16 protein-coding genes are annotated in these 17,805 nt (G+C 70.9%); 10 read left to right on the top strand and 6 right to left on the bottom strand.

Annotation, left to right across the window (positions count from 1 at the left end; genetic code table 11):
- Positions 1–8 precede the first annotated feature (8 nt).
- Both BN1197_RS17960 and BN1197_RS08890 read left to right on the top strand, forming a co-directional pair.
- A complete protein-coding gene (locus tag BN1197_RS17960) occupies positions 9–1,097 on the top strand; it encodes a tyrosine-type recombinase/integrase (protein WP_040158513.1) in 1,089 nt (362 codons plus the stop codon).
- Between the two features lie 57 nt (positions 1,098–1,154).
- The gene (locus tag BN1197_RS08890) at positions 1,155–1,940 is read left to right on the top strand and encodes a DUF3152 domain-containing protein (RefSeq protein WP_040158515.1); all 786 of its coding nucleotides are present in this window, start codon (positions 1,155–1,157) and stop codon (positions 1,938–1,940) included.
- Here the strand turns inward: BN1197_RS08890 and BN1197_RS08895 are convergent.
- Together BN1197_RS08895 and BN1197_RS08900 are read right to left on the bottom strand one after the other, a co-directional pair.
- On the bottom strand, positions 1,916–2,596 hold the full coding sequence (locus BN1197_RS08895) for a M23 family metallopeptidase (protein WP_052466302.1): 681 nt from the start codon (positions 2,594–2,596) through the stop codon (positions 1,916–1,918). The genes BN1197_RS08890 and BN1197_RS08895 overlap by 25 nt on opposite strands.
- 114 nt (positions 2,597–2,710) lie before the next feature.
- Positions 2,711–3,922, bottom strand: a complete 1,212-nt coding sequence (locus BN1197_RS08900) for an aminotransferase class I/II-fold pyridoxal phosphate-dependent enzyme (RefSeq protein WP_082043748.1) — start codon at positions 3,920–3,922, stop codon at positions 2,711–2,713.
- A 302-nt stretch (positions 3,923–4,224) separates the two neighbouring features.
- On the opposite strand from BN1197_RS08900, the gene rpsB reads away from it, so the two are divergent.
- The 6 genes from rpsB (at position 4,225) to rlmN (ending at position 10,152) form a co-directional block, all read left to right on the top strand.
- Entirely contained in the window at positions 4,225–5,166 is a 942-nt protein-coding gene (gene rpsB, locus BN1197_RS08905) for a 30S ribosomal protein S2 (RefSeq protein WP_040158517.1), read from the top strand.
- Between the two features lie 56 nt (positions 5,167–5,222).
- Complete coding sequence (tsf, locus tag BN1197_RS08910) at positions 5,223–6,050, top strand: translation elongation factor Ts (RefSeq protein ID WP_040158518.1); 828 nt, start codon at positions 5,223–5,225, stop codon at positions 6,048–6,050.
- Between the two features lie 446 nt (positions 6,051–6,496).
- The gene (gene pyrH, locus BN1197_RS08915) at positions 6,497–7,255 is read left to right on the top strand and encodes a UMP kinase (RefSeq protein WP_040158521.1); all 759 of its coding nucleotides are present in this window, start codon (positions 6,497–6,499) and stop codon (positions 7,253–7,255) included.
- Between the two features lie 134 nt (positions 7,256–7,389).
- Positions 7,390–7,947: a ribosome recycling factor gene (gene frr / locus BN1197_RS08920; RefSeq protein WP_040158524.1), complete on the top strand. Its 558-nt coding sequence runs from the start codon at positions 7,390–7,392 to the stop codon at positions 7,945–7,947.
- 25 nt (positions 7,948–7,972) lie between these two features.
- Complete coding sequence (locus BN1197_RS08925; protein ID WP_040158525.1) at positions 7,973–8,809, top strand: phosphatidate cytidylyltransferase; 837 nt, start codon at positions 7,973–7,975, stop codon at positions 8,807–8,809.
- 62 nt (positions 8,810–8,871) lie between these two features.
- Positions 8,872–10,152: a 23S rRNA (adenine(2503)-C(2))-methyltransferase RlmN gene (rlmN, locus tag BN1197_RS08930; protein WP_040158527.1), complete on the top strand. Its 1,281-nt coding sequence runs from the start codon at positions 8,872–8,874 to the stop codon at positions 10,150–10,152.
- 19 nt (positions 10,153–10,171) lie between these two features.
- On the opposite strand, the gene BN1197_RS08935 is transcribed toward rlmN, so the two are convergent.
- Positions 10,172–11,287, bottom strand: a complete 1,116-nt coding sequence (locus tag BN1197_RS08935) for an LOG family protein (protein ID WP_040158531.1) — start codon at positions 11,285–11,287, stop codon at positions 10,172–10,174.
- Positions 11,288–11,643: 356 nt separating this feature from the next.
- On the opposite strand from BN1197_RS08935, the gene BN1197_RS08945 reads away from it, so the two are divergent.
- Together BN1197_RS08945 and BN1197_RS08950 are read left to right on the top strand one after the other, a co-directional pair.
- Positions 11,644–12,123, top strand: a complete 480-nt coding sequence (locus tag BN1197_RS08945) for a hypothetical protein (protein ID WP_052466304.1) — start codon at positions 11,644–11,646, stop codon at positions 12,121–12,123.
- Between the two features lie 332 nt (positions 12,124–12,455).
- Positions 12,456–14,357: a propionyl-CoA synthetase gene (locus tag BN1197_RS08950; RefSeq protein WP_040158534.1), complete on the top strand. Its 1,902-nt coding sequence runs from the start codon at positions 12,456–12,458 to the stop codon at positions 14,355–14,357.
- A gap of 67 nt (positions 14,358–14,424) precedes the next feature.
- Here BN1197_RS08950 and BN1197_RS08955 read toward each other — a convergent pair whose 3' ends face one another.
- The 3 genes from BN1197_RS08955 to BN1197_RS08965 are packed head-to-tail and all read right to left on the bottom strand — an operon-like array spanning position 14,425 to position 17,665.
- The gene (locus BN1197_RS08955) at positions 14,425–15,696 is read right to left on the bottom strand and encodes an ABC transporter permease (RefSeq protein WP_040158537.1); all 1,272 of its coding nucleotides are present in this window, start codon (positions 15,694–15,696) and stop codon (positions 14,425–14,427) included.
- Positions 15,693–16,577 carry an ABC transporter ATP-binding protein gene (locus tag BN1197_RS08960; RefSeq protein WP_315969807.1) on the bottom strand — a complete coding sequence of 295 codons (885 nt, stop codon included), beginning with the start codon at positions 16,575–16,577 and terminating at the stop codon, positions 15,693–15,695. The genes BN1197_RS08955 and BN1197_RS08960 overlap by 4 nt, the downstream gene beginning before the upstream one ends.
- Entirely contained in the window at positions 16,574–17,665 is a 1,092-nt protein-coding gene (locus tag BN1197_RS08965) for an efflux RND transporter periplasmic adaptor subunit (protein WP_040158540.1), read from the bottom strand. The genes BN1197_RS08960 and BN1197_RS08965 overlap by 4 nt, the downstream gene beginning before the upstream one ends.
- Between the last annotated feature and the right edge of the window lie 140 nt (positions 17,666–17,805).

Consider the following 17,805-nt stretch of genomic DNA (forward strand, 5'->3'; position numbering starts at 1 on the left):
GTGGAGGCATGCCGGACACTTCCGACGCGCGGGTCGTCGACCTGTTCGTCCGCCACCTGGACGCCGAACGGGGGCGATCCCCACACACCGTGCGTGGATACCGGCAAGACGTCACTGCGCTGCTCGACTTCGCCCGCTCCGCGTCCGCCACCGACGACGGCATGTCGGCACTCACGCTGCCGGTGCTGCGGGCATGGCTCGCCGAGGGAGCCCACCGCGGGGCCGCGCGTGCGACGACGGCACGGCGATCCGCCGCGGCCCGAGCCTTCTCACGGTGGGCCGCGCGCGAGGGACACCTCGAGACCGACGTCGCCGCCCGGCTCATGTCGCCCAAACGAGGACGAACGCTCCCCGGGGTGTTGCGCGCCGACCAGGTCGAGACGCTGCTCGACCCGGCCGCAACGGCGAGCGCGGATGAGCGCCGCGAGGCGGGCGCGTCGCGGACGAGCGTGGTCGGCGAGCCCGGCGCCGCCGGAGTGAGTGGTGACGCGGATTCGATCGGCGCGGATGCGATTGAGGTGAGCCCGGAGTCGACGACGTCGGGCTCGGGCTCGGACGCCCCATCCACGCCCGGTGACGACCCGACCGCTCGCGCCGCCGCGTTTCGGGACGCGGCCTTGCTCGAACTCCTCTACGCCACGGGCTGCCGCGTCGGCGAGCTCGTCGCGCTCGACATCGACGACGTCGACCTCGACGAGCGAACGGCGCGGGTCGTCGGCAAGGGCGACAAGGAGCGAGTGGTGCCGTTCGGCATCCCCGCACGCGACGCCGTCCGCACGTGGCTCGCCGACGGCCGGAGCCGACTGGTCACCAGGCGCAGTGGCGCGGCCCTCTTCCTCGGTGTCCGTGGAGGCCGGCTCGACGCGCGCCGGGTCCGCGAGGTCGTGCACGGCGCCGCCGCCGACCGTGGGCTCCCCGATCTCTCCCCCCACGGTCTGCGTCACTCCGCCGCGACCCACCTGCTCGAGGGGGGTGCCGACCTGCGCGCTGTGCAAGAACTGCTCGGGCATGCGACTCTCTCCACGACCCAGATCTACACCCACGTGTCCACCGACCGGCTGATCCGCTCCTACACTCGTGCGCACCCCCGTGCCTAGGTGGTTCCTCGGAGGGGTGGTGGCCGGCCCATCGAAGAGGAACGAGGCGAGAAGGCCATGACCACGGCAGCACGCCGGCGCCGTTCGGCAGTCGCGATCGCTCTGTCGGCGTTCCTCCTGGCGGCGTGTTCCACGGCAGGCGGCGGACAGATGCCCTCCAGCCCAGCTGCGACGACCTCCGGCGAGACCGCGCCCGCCGGCGCCCCTTCGATGCCCACCACTCCGGCAGGTGAGGCCGATGGCCCGACCGAGCAGACCCCCGACCCCTCGACGCTGACCGTGCCCGAGTCGGCCTCCGGCGAGACCGACGTCGTCGACGTGCCCGGCCAGGACTCCGAGGAATCTGCCGCTCCCGGACGCACGGTGCGCTACACCGTCGAGGTCGAGAAGGGTCTGGAGAAGGTCGCCGCAGGCTTTCCCGAGGCCGTGCGCCGCGACCTCACGCACCCTCGCGGCTGGCAGACCGCGGACGGCGTGCGCTTCGTCAACGTCTCACCGAAGGAGCGCCGTCGCGGGGCCGAGACCGACATCCGCATCCAGTTCGCCAGCCCACGCCTGGTGGACCGGGTCTGCGCCCCACTGCGCACCAACGGCCGTCTGTCGTGCCACCACCGAGGCAAGGTCATGATCAACGCGTGGCGGTGGGTGCACGGCTCGAAGACCTACGGCGACGACCTCGAGAGATACCGAGTCTACCTCGTCAACCACGAGGTGGGGCACTCCCTCGGGCACAACCACCTCGCGTGCCCCAGCAGCGGCGCGCTCGCACCGATCATGCTGCAGCAGACGCTCCGACTCGAGGGCTGCCGGCCCAACCCCTATCCCGTGCGCGAGGGCCGCTGAGCGGCCGACCCGGACGGCGGCCACAGCCTGACGCCGGTACGCAGGAACGAGAGCGGGTCGACGTAGGTCTCGCCACGACGCGCACCCCAGTGCAGACACCCGCCCGTGCAGTGTGACCCGGCGTCTGACACCACCTTCCCGAGCACGTCGCCGCCGGTGACGAGGTCGCCGGTCGACACCCGGGTCACGACCGGCTCGTAGGTGGTGCGCAGGGTCCCCGTCCCCGCCGGGTCGTCGTGGTCGATCGACACCACCGGCCGCCCCGCGACCATGCCGACGAACGCCACCCGCCCGTCGGCGGGGGCCCGTACCGGCGTGCCCGGCGGCGCGGGGAGATCGACACCGCGATGACCGGGCAGCCAGTTCTGCGCCGGGGCGTCGAAGGAGCGGGCCACCCGCAGCGGCGTGACGGGTGAGATCCAGCGGCTCACCCGCGCGGCGGTTCGTGACGACGACCCCGCCTCACCGCTCGCCGCGTGGTCGCTCGTGGACCGACTGGGACGGCGATCGGCGGCAGCAGTGTCGGCTGCCGGCGCCGGGGGAGTGGCGACGGGCCCACGTGGGGTGGCGACCGTGGCGGCGACCGGCGGCACCACCGCGGCCGGCGCGAACAGCGCCATCGAGACGACGAAGGGGGCGACGACGACGGGGTCCATGCCGCCAGCCTCACCGCTCAGGGAGCACCGTGCGGCGACCGTTGGTCCGGTCGGTGGACAACAGTGGCCGCCGACGCCGGCTGTGGACGACGGCGCGGTGAGGCCGCCGCAGGCTCAGGCCCCGGGCCGGGCGAGCCGTTCGAGCCCCTCGGCCAGCAGTTCCGGCGACTTGCAGAACGCCAGACGCACCAGCGACCCCGTCTCCTCGACCGCCTCACCGGTGTGGAACGCCGAGACGGGGACACCGACGACTCCGCGCTCCCGGGCGAACTCCGGCAACTGCGCCAGTGCTCGGCGCACCCCGAGCCCCGACAGGTCGGCGATGGCGAAGTACGTCGCCGCGGGATGATTCGTCGGGATCCCGGCTGCCGCGAGTCCGTCGAGAAGCTGGTCGCGGCGCGCCCGCAGCTCTGCGACGAGCGTGTCGTACCACTCGTCGCCATGGGTGAGTCCGTCGGCGACGGCGTACTGGAAGGGGCCGGACGCGGTGAACGTCAACCACTGCTTGACCGCGAGCGTCGCCGCGACGAGCTCGGCCGGTCCGGTGGCCCAACCCACCTTCCAGCCCGTCATCGAGAACGTCTTGCCCGCCGAGGAGACCGTCAACGTGCGGTCGGCCGCCTCTGGCAGGGTCGCCATCGGCACATGCCCCGGCCCATCGAGCACGAGGTGCTCGTACACCTCGTCGGTGACGATCCACGCATCGTGCCGCCGCGCGAGGTCGGCGACGACGGCCAACTCGTCGGCCGTGAACACCTTGCCCGTCGGGTTGTGGGGAGTGTTGAGCAGCACGACCCGCGTGCGATCGGAGAACGCCGCCGCCAGCGCCGACTCGTCGAGGGCGTGATCGGGAAAGCGCAGCCGCACCGTACGCAGCACCCCGCCGGCCCGCGCCACCATCGCCGGGTAGGAGTCGTAGAACGGCTCGAACGTCACCACCTCGTCACCCGGCGCGACGAGCGCGAGGATCGCCGCCGCGATCGCCTCCGTCGCCCCCACCGTGACCACCACCTGCGAATCCGGATCCACCTCGAGGTCGTAGTACCGACGCTGGTGATCGGCGATCGCCCGCCGCAACTCCGGAATCCCGGCGCGCGGCGCGTACTGGTTGTGACCCTCGCGCACCGCCCGACAGGCCGCCTCGACGAGGAACCCCGGCCCCTCCGCATCCGGAAACCCCTGCCCCAGGTTGACCGCCCCCGTCTGCACCGCGAGAGCACTCATCTCGGAGAAGATCGTCGCCCCCGTCTGCACCGCGAGAGCACTCATCTCGGAGAAGATCGTCGACGCGTACGGGACCATGGACTCAACGAGCGGATTCGCCATGACGCGAGAGTATGCCCCGACCCTCGCCCCCGGCCCCCGCCACGAGGCGGGCGATTGGCTCGGTGGCCGGGTCTGCGACTACGATGGGGGATACCACTGCCGTGTCCCGACTCCCGTCGGCGTGCAGCAGTGGAATTCGCGCGTTCCAGACCGGTCGACCCGCCATGTGCGGCACCGGGGCGCGTCGTCATGGTCCGAACCCTGCTCTCGCAGGTCGGTGACGACGGCCGGAACGCCAGGCGCCTCGGCCGCACTCCCGCGGACGCGGCGATGAACCGGTTACGAGAGGAAGGAGACACGGCATGGCCGTCGTCACCACGCGCCAGCTCCTCGAGAGCGGCGTCCACTTCGGGCACCAGACCCGTCGCTGGAACCCCAAGATGAAGCGCTTCATCATGACGGAGCGCAACGGCATCTACATCATCGATCTGCAGCAGACGCTGACGTACATCAACGACGCGTACGAGTTCGTCAAGCAGACCGTGGCCCACGGCGGCACCGTGCTCTTCGTCGGCACGAAGAAGCAGGCCCAGGAGCCCATCGCCGAGCAGGCGACCCGCGTCGGCATGCCGTACGTCAACCACCGCTGGCTCGGTGGCATGCTCACCAACTTCCAGACCGTCTCCAAGCGCCTCACGCGCCTCAAGGAGCTCGAGGAGATCGACTTCGACGACGTGGCCGGCTCCGGCCGCACGAAGAAGGAACTCCTCGTCCTCCGCCGCGAGAAGGAGAAGCTCGAGAAGACCCTCGGCGGCATCCGCGACATGTCGAAGGTCCCCTCGGCCGTGTGGATCGTCGACACCAAGAAGGAGCACCTCGCCGTCACCGAGGCGCGCAAGCTCAAGCTCCCCGTCATCGCGATCCTCGACACCAACTGCGACCCCGACGAGGTCGACTACAAGATCCCCGGCAACGACGACGCCATCCGCTCCGTCACGCTGCTCACCCGCGTCGTCGCCGACGCCGTCGCCGACGGCCTCATGACCCGCCACCAGGGCGGATCCGCCGAAGAGGCCTCCGCCGCCGAGCCCATGGCCGAGTGGGAGCGCGAGCTCCTCGCCGGCGAGCAGACCCCGGGCGAGAAGGCCGCCGACGCGACCGACGTCGAGACCGGCCCCACCTCCGTGGCCCAGGCCGCCGACGACACCGCAGCCGCCGACACCACCGACCCCGCCGAGCAGGAGGCCCTCACCGAGGCCCTCGAGCCCACCGCCGCCGAGGTCGCCGGTACCGAGCAGGCCTGATCGGCACCGCCGGATCGACACCCACCGACCAGATATCGAACAGACAGGGATATCGCATGGCGAACCACACCGCTGCTGACATCAAGGCGCTCCGCGAGGCCACCGGCGCCGGGATGATGGACGTCAAGAAGGCCCTCGACGAGGCCGAGGGCGACAAGTCCAAGGCCACCGAGATCCTCCGGGTCAAGGGCCTCAAGGGCGTCACCAAGCGCGAAGGCCGCAGCGCCTCCAACGGCCTCGTCACCGCCCACGTCGACGGCGGCGTCGGCACGCTCGTCGAGATCAACTGCGAGACCGACTTCGTCGCCAAGGGCGAGAAGTTCGGCGAGCTGGCCCAGAAGGTCCTCGACGCCGCGGTCGCCTCCGGCTCCGCCGACGCCGACGCCCTCCTGGCCACCGAGGTCGACGGCAAGACCGTCAAGGAGCTGCTCGACGAGGCCAACGCCGGCATCGGCGAGAAGATCGAGGTCCGCCGCGTCGCCCGCGTCGAGGCCCCCAAGGTCATCTCCTACCTGCACAAGACCAGCCCCGACCTGCCCGCGCAGATCGGCGTGCTGTTCGGCTACGCCGGCGACGACGACGCCGTGGCCCGCGACATCGCGATGCACATCGCTGCGTTCAGCCCGACCGTCATGACCCGCGACGAGGTCTCCGAGGACATGGTCGCCAACGAGCGCCGCATCGCCGAGGAGACCGCCCGCGAGGAGGGCAAGCCCGAGGCCGCCCTCCCCAAGATCGTCGAGGGCCGCGTCAACGGCTTCTTCGCCGAGAACGTCCTCCTCGAGCAGAAGTTCGCCAAGGACCAGAAGAAGCAGGTCCAGGCGATCCTCAAGGAGGCCGGCATCGAGCCCAAGGGCTACGCCCGCGTTCGCGTCGGTTCCTGAGCCGGCCGCGACCGATCGCAAGCCCGCCGCCCCCCTGGGGCGGCGGGCTTCGTCGTGTGCCGGCGCCGATGCCGGTTGCGGTCGGGCCGGGTTCCGGTGGAGCGAGGGGGGTCGTGTTGACGTTGCGGCCGGGCCGGGGTTCCGGTCGGGCGAGGGGGCCGTGTTGACGTTGCGGTCGGCCGGGGCGGGGGTGTGTGTCGCGACGCCTACCATCCGCACTCCTCCCTAGCGGCTCGTCCTCGCCTAGCGGCTCGGAGTGCTCCCGCCAGGCCCAGCCAGTCGTCGCGACACACACCCCCGCCCCAGCCTTGTCTGTTCGGTTCCGGTCAGGCCGAGAGCCCGGCTGAAGGGCCGAGACTTCGGTGGTTCGTTACGCCGCGTTCCGCAGCAGCGGCGCACACGCTCGGGCCCGGCCCCGTTTGGTCGGTGCCTGGGCCGATGGAAAGATGAGCCCGACCTCGACTGACAGGGAGACCCCCGTGACCGACTCCTCGCGCAAGTACAAGCGTGTCCTGCTCAAGCTCTCCGGTGAGGCGTTCGGAGGTGGCGGCATGGGCGTCGACCCCGACGTCGTGCGCGGCATCGCGGCGCAGATCGCCGAGGCCGTGCGCGACGGGGTAGAGGTCGGTGTCGTCGTCGGCGGTGGCAACTTCTTCCGCGGCGCCCAGATGCAGGAGAAGGGCATGGAGCGGTCGCGGGCCGACTACATGGGCATGCTCGGCACCGTCATGAACTGCCTCGCGCTGCAGGACTTCCTCGAGAAGGAAGGCATCGACACGCGGGTGCAGACCGCCATCACGATGGGGCAGGTGGCCGAGCCCTATATTCCGCGGCGCGCGATCCGGCATCTGGAGAAGGGGCGGGTCGTCATCTTCGGAGCCGGCGCCGGCATGCCGTACTTCTCCACCGACACGGTCTCGGCCCAGCGGGCGTTGGAGATCGGGTGCGACGCCGTGCTCATGAGCAAGAACGGCGTCGACGGGGTGTACGACGCCGACCCCCGCACCAACCCCGAGGCCAAGAAGCTCGACCGGGTCTCCTACGTCGAGGCCCTCGCGCAGAGTCTCAAGGTCGTCGACGCCGCCGCGTTCAGCCTGTGCATGGAGAACAAGCTGCCGATGGTCGTCTTCGCCATGCAGGGCGACTCGACGATCTCGCGGGTGCTGCGCGGTGAGCCGCTGGGTACGGAGGTCTACGCGGACTGACCGTCACGGGCCGCGCCGGTCCGTCTTCACATCGTCGCCCACCCATGCGGGGCGAGATCGGTGCACGTCTGACAGCATGGGACCCACTCGCGTTGACCTGCGACGCGATCCGAAGAGCGTGAAAGGCACCCACCATGTTGGACGAGACGATGTTCGAGGCCGAGGAGAAGATGGGCAAGGCCATCGAGGTGGCCAAGGAGGACTTCGCCTCCATCCGCACCGGTCGTGCGAACGCGGCGATGTTCAGCGGCCTGCTCGTCGACTACTACGGAGCCCCCACGCCGTTGCAACAGCTCGCCTCGTTCCAGACGCCCGAGGCGCGCACCATGCTCATCACCCCCTTCGACAAGGGCGCCATGGCCAACATCGAGAAGGCCATCCGTGAGTCCGACCTCGGCGTCAACCCGAGCAACGACGGCAACGCGATCCGCTGCATCCTGCCCGAACTCACGCAGGAGCGCCGCAAGGACTACATCAAAATGGCGCACCGCAAGGGCGAGGACGCCAAGATCGCGATCCGCAACATCCGCCGCACCGCCAAGGACCAGATCGACCGGTCGGTCAAGGACGGCGACATCGGCGAGGACGAGGGCGCCCGCACCGAGAAGGAGCTCGAGGCCATGACCAAGAAGCACGTCGACCAGGTCGACGAGCTGCTCAAGGGCAAGGAAGCCGAGCTCCTCAGCGTCTGAGCAGCGAGGTCCTCCGGCTCCCCCCATGACGATTCCCGTCGCCCCCGCCAAGCGGCCCCCCGGCAAGGCCGGACGCAACCTTCCCGTCGCCATCGGCGTCGGGCTAGGTCTCGGGGCTCTCGTCCTCGCCAGCCTGTTCATCGTGCGGTGGGGCTGGCTCGTCCTCGTCGTCCCGGCCATCTCCCTCGGAGTGTGGGAGCTCGCCCGGGCGTTCGCCGCCGGCCGCTTCCACGTCCCCGTCGTGCCCGTCATGGTGGGAACCGTGGCCATGCACCTCGCGGCCTACCTCAGCGGCGGCCCCGGGCTGATGATGGCGTTCGGCATGACCCTGCTCGCCGTCGTCGCCTGGCGCAGCGTCCAAGGCATCGACGGAGCCGCACGAGACGTGACCGCCGGCGTCTTCGTCGCCGCCTACGCGCCGTTCCTGTCGGCCTTCACCTCGCTCATGCTCGCCCAACCCGACGGCCCCCGCCGGGTCGCCGTGTTCATCCTCGTGACGATCTGCAGCGACATCGGCGGTTACGCCGTGGGCGTCGTCGCCGGCCGCCACCCCATGGCACCCTCGGTGAGCCCCAAGAAGTCCTGGGAGGGCGCCCTCGGATCGCTGGTCGGCTGTCTGGTGGCGGGCATGATCTCGGTGCCGCTCATCCTCGGCGGCTCACTGTGGGCCGGGGCGCTGCTGGGATTGCTCACCGTCCTCATGGCCACCCTCGGCGACCTGACCGAATCCATGCTCAAGCGCGACCTCGGCGTCAAGGACCTCGGCCACCTCCTGCCCGGCCACGGTGGACTCATGGACCGCATCGATTCGCTGCTCGTCACGGCCCCGGTCGCCTGGTTCGTCTTCAGCCTGCTCGTCTGAGCGGCCGCCCACCCCCGAGCGATCGCCGCCCCCGACCCCATCCGACCATCGTCAGGAGTGTCGTGACCGACCCGACATCGTCCCCCGTCCCGGTCCGCCTCGAGCGGCGTCGCCCCGCCCGTGGGCAGGTGACCTTCTCTCCGCCCGGCAACCCCATGCCGCCCACGCACCTCGCCGACCTCGACATGGCAGGCCGCGTCGAGGCGGTCGAAGCACTCGGCCATCCCGGTTTTCGCGCCAAGCAGATCTCCCGCCACTACTTCGTCCACCACACGAGCGATCCGGCCGAGATGACCGACCTGCCTGCCGCGGGTCGCGCCGACCTCGTCTCGGCGATGCTGCCGACCCTCATGACACCGGTGCGGCACCTGACCGCCGACGAGGGCGCGACGATCAAGTCGGTGTGGCGGCTGCACGACGGCGCGCTCGTCGAGTCCGTCCTCATGCGCTATCCCCGCCGCGCCACGGTGTGCATCTCCAGCCAGGCCGGATGCGGTATGAACTGCCCCTTCTGCGCCACCGGCCAGGAGGGGTTCACCCGCAACCTCTCGACCGCCGAGATCGTCCAGCAGGTCGTCGAGGCCTCCCGCATGCTCGCCGAAGGCGACGTCGGTGTCGCCGGTGCCGCCGGTGACTCGGGCTCGACCCAGGACTCAGACTCCGAGGTCGGCGCCTTCGACGCCCCCGACGCGCTCGAGGACGGCGACGTATCGGCCACCGACGCCAAGGGTTCGGCCGGTCCCGACCGGGTGACCAACGTCGTCTTCATGGGCATGGGGGAGGCCCTCGTCAACTACAAGCGTGCGGTCGCCGCGATCCGCCGCATGGTCGCACCCGCCCCCGAGGGGTTGGGGATGTCGGCCCGCGGCATCACGATGTCGTCCGTCGGTCTCGTGCCCGGCATCGACCGGCTGGCCGCCGAGGGCATCCCCGTCACCCTCGCGCTCAGCCTGCACGCACCCGACGACGCACTGCGCGACGAGCTCGTACCCATCAACAACCGCTACAGCGTCGACGAGGCCCTCGACTCCGCGCGGCGCTACTTCGACGCCACCGGGCGGCGGGTCTCCATCGAGTACGCACTCATCCGCGACATGAACGACCAGGCGTGGCGCGCCGACCTGCTCGGTGAGAAGTTGGCCGCCCGCGGCAAGGGGTGGGTGCACGTCAACCCCATTCCGCTCAACCCGACCCCGGGCAGCAAGTGGACCGCCTCGCGACCCGGCGTCATGCAGCAGTTCGTCGAACGCCTGCGCGCCCACGGCATCCCGACGACGGTGCGCGACACCCGTGGCAGCGACATCGACGGCGCCTGCGGGCAGCTCGCGGCCGCGACGGCCTGACCCGAGAAGGCTCCGAGGTTCAGCGGCCGGTGACGATGGCCGCGGCCTCCTCGAGGTCGTCCACGAGGTGGACGGCGCTCGCCATCGGGCGCGAGGCGGCCAGGCCTTGCAGGGCCGGCCAGACGGGCACGGTGCACGTCCAGTGCTCGACCCCGACGAGCACGAGCGGGGAGAGCGGGATCTCGTCGTCCGCGTAGTAGCGGGGGGTCACCGCCTGGAAGATCTCCTGCACGGTGCCGGCCGCCCCCCGCAGGACGATGATCCCCGCCGTGCAGCGCGCGAGCAGTTCCTCCTCCCGCACCGCGTTGGAGAAGAACTTCGCGATGCCGTCGCAGAAGACGTTGGGCGGTTCGTGACCGTAGAACCACGTCGGGATGCCGACGCTGCGGGGTTCTGCCGCCCTGCCGTGCGGTTCTGTCGCCCTACCGTGCGCGACGAGGTCGGCGCGGACGCTCAGGCCGAGGGCGGCCCACGCCCCGACGTCGGAGGCGAACGACGGCACCTGGGCCAGCCGGGCGAGGCCGGCCTCCAGGGACGCCGAGTCGGGGGCGAACGCGCCGAGATTCGCGGCCTCCATCGCTCCCGGCCCACCGCCCGTGACGACGGCCAGGCCCCGATCGGCGAGAGCATGCGCCAGATGTGCCGCGTCGGCATACGACGCCTCGTCACGACGCAGCGCGTGCCCGCCCATGACCCCGGCCACGGGCCGCCGGTCGAGCACCTCGTCGAGGGCGTCCTCCATCGCGACGTCGTGGGTCGCGCGCAGCACGGCGACGTACGCGTCGTGCCGCAGGTGCGCCGAGCGGCTCCACGCGTAGGCGCGTGCGTCCGGTGTCGTGTCGTACCCGCCGTCGTCGAGCCCGTCGTAGAGCTCCTGGGGGGTGTAGACGTGCGCGCGATACGGATCGACCGGTGCGTGTGGGGCCGGCGGCAGGACGACGGCCCCGTGGCGGGTCAGGTGGCGGGCGAGCGCCATGGGCATGCGCCCACCGAGGACGACGAGCCCCTCGATGTCGTCCCTGCCGGTGAGCAGGTAGGCGTGCTCGGTGAGGTCGAGGCTCTGCAGCCGCAACGTGCCGAGGGGGATGCCGTCGGCGAGGGCCCGCTCGAGTGCCTCGATCGACTCGATGTCCATGTCTCGATCATGCCGCGCATCGTGGCGGAGGCCGAACGCAGGTCCGACGCGGCGTCACGCGCGCAGGACGGGTGGCGGCACAGCGCCGGCGAACCGCGGGGGAGACGGCACGGACATCCCCGCCAGATGGTGCCGGCCGGCAAGGCAGAACGGGTTTGACGCACCCCTCACCGCACCCGGCGTAACCCGTCCGTGACCTGCGAAGACGCTGGTCACAGGCTGAGTCCATGCGGTGATCCGAACGTCATCGACTTGTGATGCCCGGGGCCGGATTTCCGCTTTCCGCAGGTCGTCGCACACGCGAAGATAGGGGTGTTCGAGGCCAGGGGAGCCTCACCCAGGAGGGATACAGAATCATGCGTGCACACCGCCGACTCCTCGGCGCCGCCACCGCCGCCGCCGTGCTGTGCGGGGCCACCGTCGCCACCGCGCCCCAGGCCGAGGCCGCCTCCGGCGGGCGCAGCGGACTGGCCGCCGCCTCCGTGTCCGGCACCGCCGCCGCGCACTACCGCGTCGTGCGCGCCTCCGACCTCCGCCGTCGCGCCGCGACTCCGGCCCGCTCGGTCACCCTCGCGGCCGTCACCAAGGCCGTTCGCGCCAGCGAGTTCACCGACGGCGTGCCGGCCTCGGCCTACACGGTGCGCAACCTGCGCACGAGCGGCTCGTGGGCGCGCGTCACGCTGCAGCCCAAGAAGACGGCCGAGCTCGACCCCGCCACGGTCCTGCTGCAGAAGTCCCGCGCCGGTTGGAAGGTCGTCGACCTCGGCACGGCCGAGGTGGGCTGCGACGTCGCACCGAACTCCACGCTCAAGGCGCTGCGCCTGAGCTGCGGGTGACCCCCTCGATGTCCGGGGCGGCGACCTGACGGCGGCTCGTCCCGGATGGAGCTCACGCGCACCGCGCGATGGGCCCAAGCGGTCGGCGTGGGAACAGGGGCCCACGCCGACCGCTTTCTCGTCTCGCCGAATCACCCCGGCGGGCGACGACCGTGCTGCTGGACCGGGCGTCTGGCAACCGTGATCGGCCGGGGTTCGGATCGGTTGACCCTTCCGTCGCGATCGACGTTCGGATGCTCACGTCCACCGCTCGGCGATGAGGCGGCGCACATCGGTCGATCCGTCGGGCGCCACAGCCCCCGCGAGGCCCTCGCGGGGGAGAGGATGACCCCATGAGCAACGGCGCCTACCGAACCCTTCACGACAGAAGCAGCTCGGATCCCGCCGCGTTCTGGGCCGAGGCCGCCCAGGGCGTCGACTGGATCCGCCGGCCCAAGACCGGCCTGGACGACTCCCGCCCGCCGTTCTACCGCTGGTTCAGCGACGGAACGATGAACACCTGCTACAACGCCCTCGACCGGCACGTCGTCAACGGGCGCGGTGACCAGGCGGCGCTCATCTACGAGAGCCCCGTGACCGGCACCTCCCGCACCTACACCTACGCCGAGATGGTCGAACAGGTCGCACGGTTCGCGGGCGTCCTGCGCAGCCTCGGTGTCGAGAAGGGTGACCGCGTCGTCATCTACATGCCGATGGTGCCGGAGGCCCTCATCGCGATGCTGGCCTGCGCGCGACTCGGCGCGATCCACTCGGTCGTGTTCGGTGGCTTCGCCCCGGCCGAGCTCGCCGCCCGCATCGAGGACGCGCAGCCCAAGGTCGTCGTCGCGGCCTCGTGCGGTATCGAGCCCACCCGCACGATCCCGTACAAGCCGTTCCTCGACCAGGCCATCGACCGCTCGAGCCACAAGCCCGACCGGTGCGTGATCCTCCAGCGCGAGCAGGTCACGGCCGAGATGGGGGAGCGCGACCTCGACTGGGACGAGGTCATGAAACCGGGCGTCGTCGAGCCCGCCGAGTGCGTCGAGGTGCAGGCCACCGACCCGCTCTACGTGCTCTACACCTCCGGCACCACGGGCAAGCCCAAGGGCATCGTGCGCGACAACGGCGGCCACGCCGTCGCGCTGACCTGGTCGATGCCCAACCTGTACGGCATCCAGCCGGGCGAGGTCTTCTGGGCGGCGAGCGACGTGGGTTGGGTCGTCGGCCACTCCTACATCGTGTACGCGCCGCTGCTCGCCGGGGCGACGACGATCGTCTACGAGGGCAAACCGGTCGGCACCCCCGACGCCGGCGCGTTCTGGCGGGTCATCGAGAAGTACGAGGTCGCCTCGCTCTTCACGGCACCCACCGCCATCCGGGCCATCAAGAAGGAGGACCCGAACGGCGAGGAGCTGAAGAAGTACGACGTCTCCAGCCTGCGACGCCTCTTCCTCGCCGGTGAGCGCCTCGACCCGGAGACCTACAAGTGGGCCTCGGAGACCCTGGGCATCCCGGTCATCGACAACTGGTGGCAGACCGAGACGGGCTGGCCGATCGCCACCAACCCGGTCGGCATCGAGGAGTTGCCGGTCAAGCCGGGCTCGCCCACCGTTCCCACCCCCGGTTACGACGTGCAGGTGCTCGACGAGCAGGGTCAGCAGGTGCCGCCCGGAACCGAGGGCTCGATCGCGATCAAGCTGCCCATGCCGCCCGGCACCCTGCCGACGCTGTGGAACGACGACGACCGCTACGTGTCGTCCTACCTCTCGGCCTACGACGGCTACTACCTCACCGGCGACGGCGGTTACATCGACGAGGACGGCTACGTCTACGTCATGGGCCGCACCGACGACGTGCTCAACGTCGCCGGACACCGCCTGTCGACCGGGTCGATCGAGGCGGCCCTGGCCGGGCACCCGGCCGTCGCCGAGTGCGCGGTCATCGGCGTGGCCGACCAGATGAAGGGCCAGATCCCGCGCGCGTTCGTCGTGCTCAAGTCCGGCGCGGGCATCGAGAGCGACGAGCAGATCGAGCAACTGCGCAGCGAGCTCGTCCAGCGTGTTCGCCAGGAGGTCGGCGCGGTCGCGGCGCTCAAGCTCGTCGACGTCGTCGTCGCGTTGCCCAAGACCCGCTCGGGCAAGATCCTGCGCAAGACCATGCGTCAGATCGCCGACGGCCAGGAGGCCATGGTGCCCAGCACCATCGAGGACCCGAGCGTCCTCGACACCCTGCGTCCGGTCCTGCGCAAGGAGTGACGCCCTCGGCATGACCGACCTGCCGCCCCCGTCCTCGACCACCTCCGAGCACGGGGGCGGCGGTGTGTCAGGCACGGATCGCGTCGATGACCTTGACCCGGGTGGCGATGAGGGCGGGGACGATACCGGCCAGGGCCCCCACGCCGATCGCGGCGGTCAGGCCGATGACGACGGCCGAGACGGGGAACGGGGGCATGTCGACGAGGCCCATCTGCGTAAAAGCTCTCTGTACGAACGGCGCTCGCACGAGGGCGACGGCGCACGCGACGCCGACGAAACCGGCGATCGCGGTGGCGACCACCGACTCCATGAGCACGCCCACGAAGATCCGCCACCCCGTCGCGCCGTAGGAACGGCGGATGCCGATCTCTCGCATCCGGTAGCGCACGGTCACCAGCGAGATGTTGACGAGCCCCAGCGCGCCCAGCAACAGGATGACCGCAGCGACCCCGAGCACGCCCCACCGCACCTGTTTGAAGCCGGTCTCCTCGAGGTCGATGCCCATGTTCTGCGGCTCGACCGGGCCACCGGGAACGCCGCTCAGTTGCTGCCGAAGGTGGGAGGACACCTCGTCGGCCACATCGGGGGGAACCCAGGCGACGTAGCTGCGCTGGGTGGCGAGCGACTCCGCGTCCGGGAGACGAGATAGCGCATCCGAGGTGACGAAGGCCGAGATCATGCCGTCCGGCTCCTCGCCCGGGCGCGGGGGCAGGACGCCGACGATCACGAGGTCGACGGCGCCGCCGGTCGACGCCGTCGACCCGGACGACGCGCCGCCGGAATCGGCACCGGGCGGTCCACCGAACGATCCGACGCCGTAGGCCGTCACCGTGGCCGTGCCGAGCGGTGGGCGCCCGAGACGTTCATAGAACTCGTCGTCGACGACGATTGCGGGGGCGAGTCGTTCGGCGTCGCTGGACGCGAGCCAGCGTCCGGCGGAGGGTTTGATGCGGTACATATCCGCCCAGGAGGGGTCGACGGCGTTGACCTGGGCGGTGAGGACGCCCTGGCGGGTCTGGACGCGTAGCGGGACCTGGACCGTACGGGAGCGCTGGGTGATGCCCATGCGGTCGAGCGCCGCGAGCACGGCGTCGTCGCGACGGGTCGCGGCGCTCGCGTTCTCCACCGATCCGGTCGGCTGCAGCATGAGCACCGTCGGCCGACCCATTTCGCGTTCGATCGACTGCTGCAGCGCGCTGCTCAGCATCCCTCCGGCACCGAGCACGCCGGTCATCGCGAACACCGAGAACGCCACTCCGATGAGTGACAGCAGCACCCGCCCCTTATTGACCCGCAGCTCGCCGTAGGCCTCGACGATCGAGGCGAGGAAGCCGGTCACCGCCCGTCCTCCGTCCAGTCGCCGAACGTCTCACCGAACGGGTCGTCGATCGTCTCGGTCGGGGGCGGCGGCTCCGTGCGGGGAAGGGGAGCGGTGGCCGCCGAGGCGACGGCACCGCGTCGCGCTCTGATGCCGCTGGTCGTGGCGAGCGCGGCTCCTGCCTCCTCGACGTCGACGTCGTGCAACACGCCCTCGTCGAGCAGGTAGGTGCGTTGCGAGAGCGCGGCGACCTGCAGGTCGTGGGTGATCGTCACGAGGGCGGCGTCGGAATCGCGGGCGATCTCGTCGAGCAGGGCCATGACGGCCTCGCCTGTCGTGACGTCGAGGGCGCCGGTGGGCTCGTCGGCCAGGATGAGCCGCGGTCGCCGCACGAGCGCGCGGGCCACGGCGACGCGCTGCTGCTCGCCACCGGAGAGCCGGTTGGGCTTCTGCTGGGCACGGTCGCCGAGACCGACCCGATCGAGCATCTCCATCGCCGCGCGCTCGCGGCCCAGGAACTGGCGGGCGTTGCCGTAGAGCATCGGCATCATGACGTTCTCGAGCGCCGTGCGCCCCGGCAGGAGGTTGAACTGTTGGAAGACGAAGCCGACGCTGCGTCCGCGCAACCGCGCTCGGCGGCCGTCGCTCATCCGGGCGACGTCCTGACCGTCGAGTTCGAGCTCGCCCGTGCTCTGGCGGTCGATGAGGCCGAGAAGGTTCATGAGCGTCGTCTTGCCGGACCCCGACCTGCCGACGACCGCGACGTGATCGCCGGGCCAGACGTCGAGGTCGATGCCGCGCAGGATGTGCAGGGTCTCGCGGTTGGGCAGCGGCACCGAGCGCGTCACCGCGCGCATGCGCAGAAGCGGCGGTGTGGTCGTGGCCGAGTGGTCGATGCTCACCAGCCCGGCCCCGCGGGCATTCCACCGGCGTCGGGGTTGTCCACGCCCGGCACGAACCGCAGGACCTGCTGGTTCTCCTTGAGCCCGCTCTTGATCTCGACGACGTCCTCGCCGCGCAGCCCCAGCCCGACCTCGTGGCGGGCGGGCTCGCCGCCGTTCTCGTCGACCAGGTACACGGCGCCCTTCGACAGGCTTCCCTCCACCGCGGTCGTCGGCACGGTGAGCACGCCCTTGGCCGAGCCGAGGGCGACCTTGACCTTGACGGCGAGGCCGGGGACGACCTTGGCCTTGGGCGGGACGGCGCAGCGCAGGCTCGCGACGGAGGTCGACGTCTCGGCCGGCATACCCGTCATGGGGTCGATCTGTGGCGCCGCGGGTTGGGCGTTCTCGGAGTCCTCACCGGCCTCGTCCTCCTCGATGCGGGTCGAGTCGCATTTCACCGGTGCCGCGGTCGTGGGTAGCGTCGCCGTGGCCTCGACCTTGCGGTCGAGCAGGTCGAGCTGCTGTTCTGGGGTGAGATCCGCGACGACGGCGTAGGTGCCGGGGGAGAGCGTCGCGACCGTGTCCCCGGCGTTGAGTTGCCGGCCGACCGCGGCCTTGAGGTCACGAACCGTTCCCGAACCGGTCGAGATGAGCGTGTGGTAGGTGAACTGCTGCGCCGGCGCCGGCGCGGCCGGAGCCACCGGTGCGGCGGGTGCCGCGGGCGCCCCAGGCACGCCGGAGGGGGCGGCCGGTGGCGCGACGGGCTCGACGTCCTTGGGCACCTTGACCTGCAGCAGCCACGTGCCCTTGTTCACGGTGTCGCCGTTCTTCACCCAGATCTTGTTGATCTCGCCGGTCGTGGTGGCCGCCACCGTCGTGCCGGGGTCGGGCTGCACCGTTCCGTTGAGGTCGAGGGACGAGGAGATGTCGGCCTTGGTCACCGGCACCGTCTCGTCGGCCGCGAGAGAGGCGGTGGGCGCCGTCTCGTCGCCGCCCGCGGCCTGGGCGCCGCTCGGAAAGAACGCGATCTTGGCCAGTGACGCCGCGATGACGGCCAGGATGACCATCCAGATGATCGGAAAGACGTACCGCCGGACGGTTTCCACCCAGTTCCCCTTCGCCCCGAGACGCGTCGTTCGCGCCGTCGGCCAGAGTCTGCACCGAAAACGCCACCGGCACATCGGTCCTGGGGTTGACACGCGGGCGTCCCTGGTATGACGTGTCATCCGATCACGTCCACCCGCGC

Source organism: Mobilicoccus massiliensis, from assembly GCF_000826525.2.
GTDB classification, from domain to species: Bacteria; Actinomycetota; Actinomycetes; order Actinomycetales; family Dermatophilaceae; genus Mobilicoccus; species Mobilicoccus massiliensis.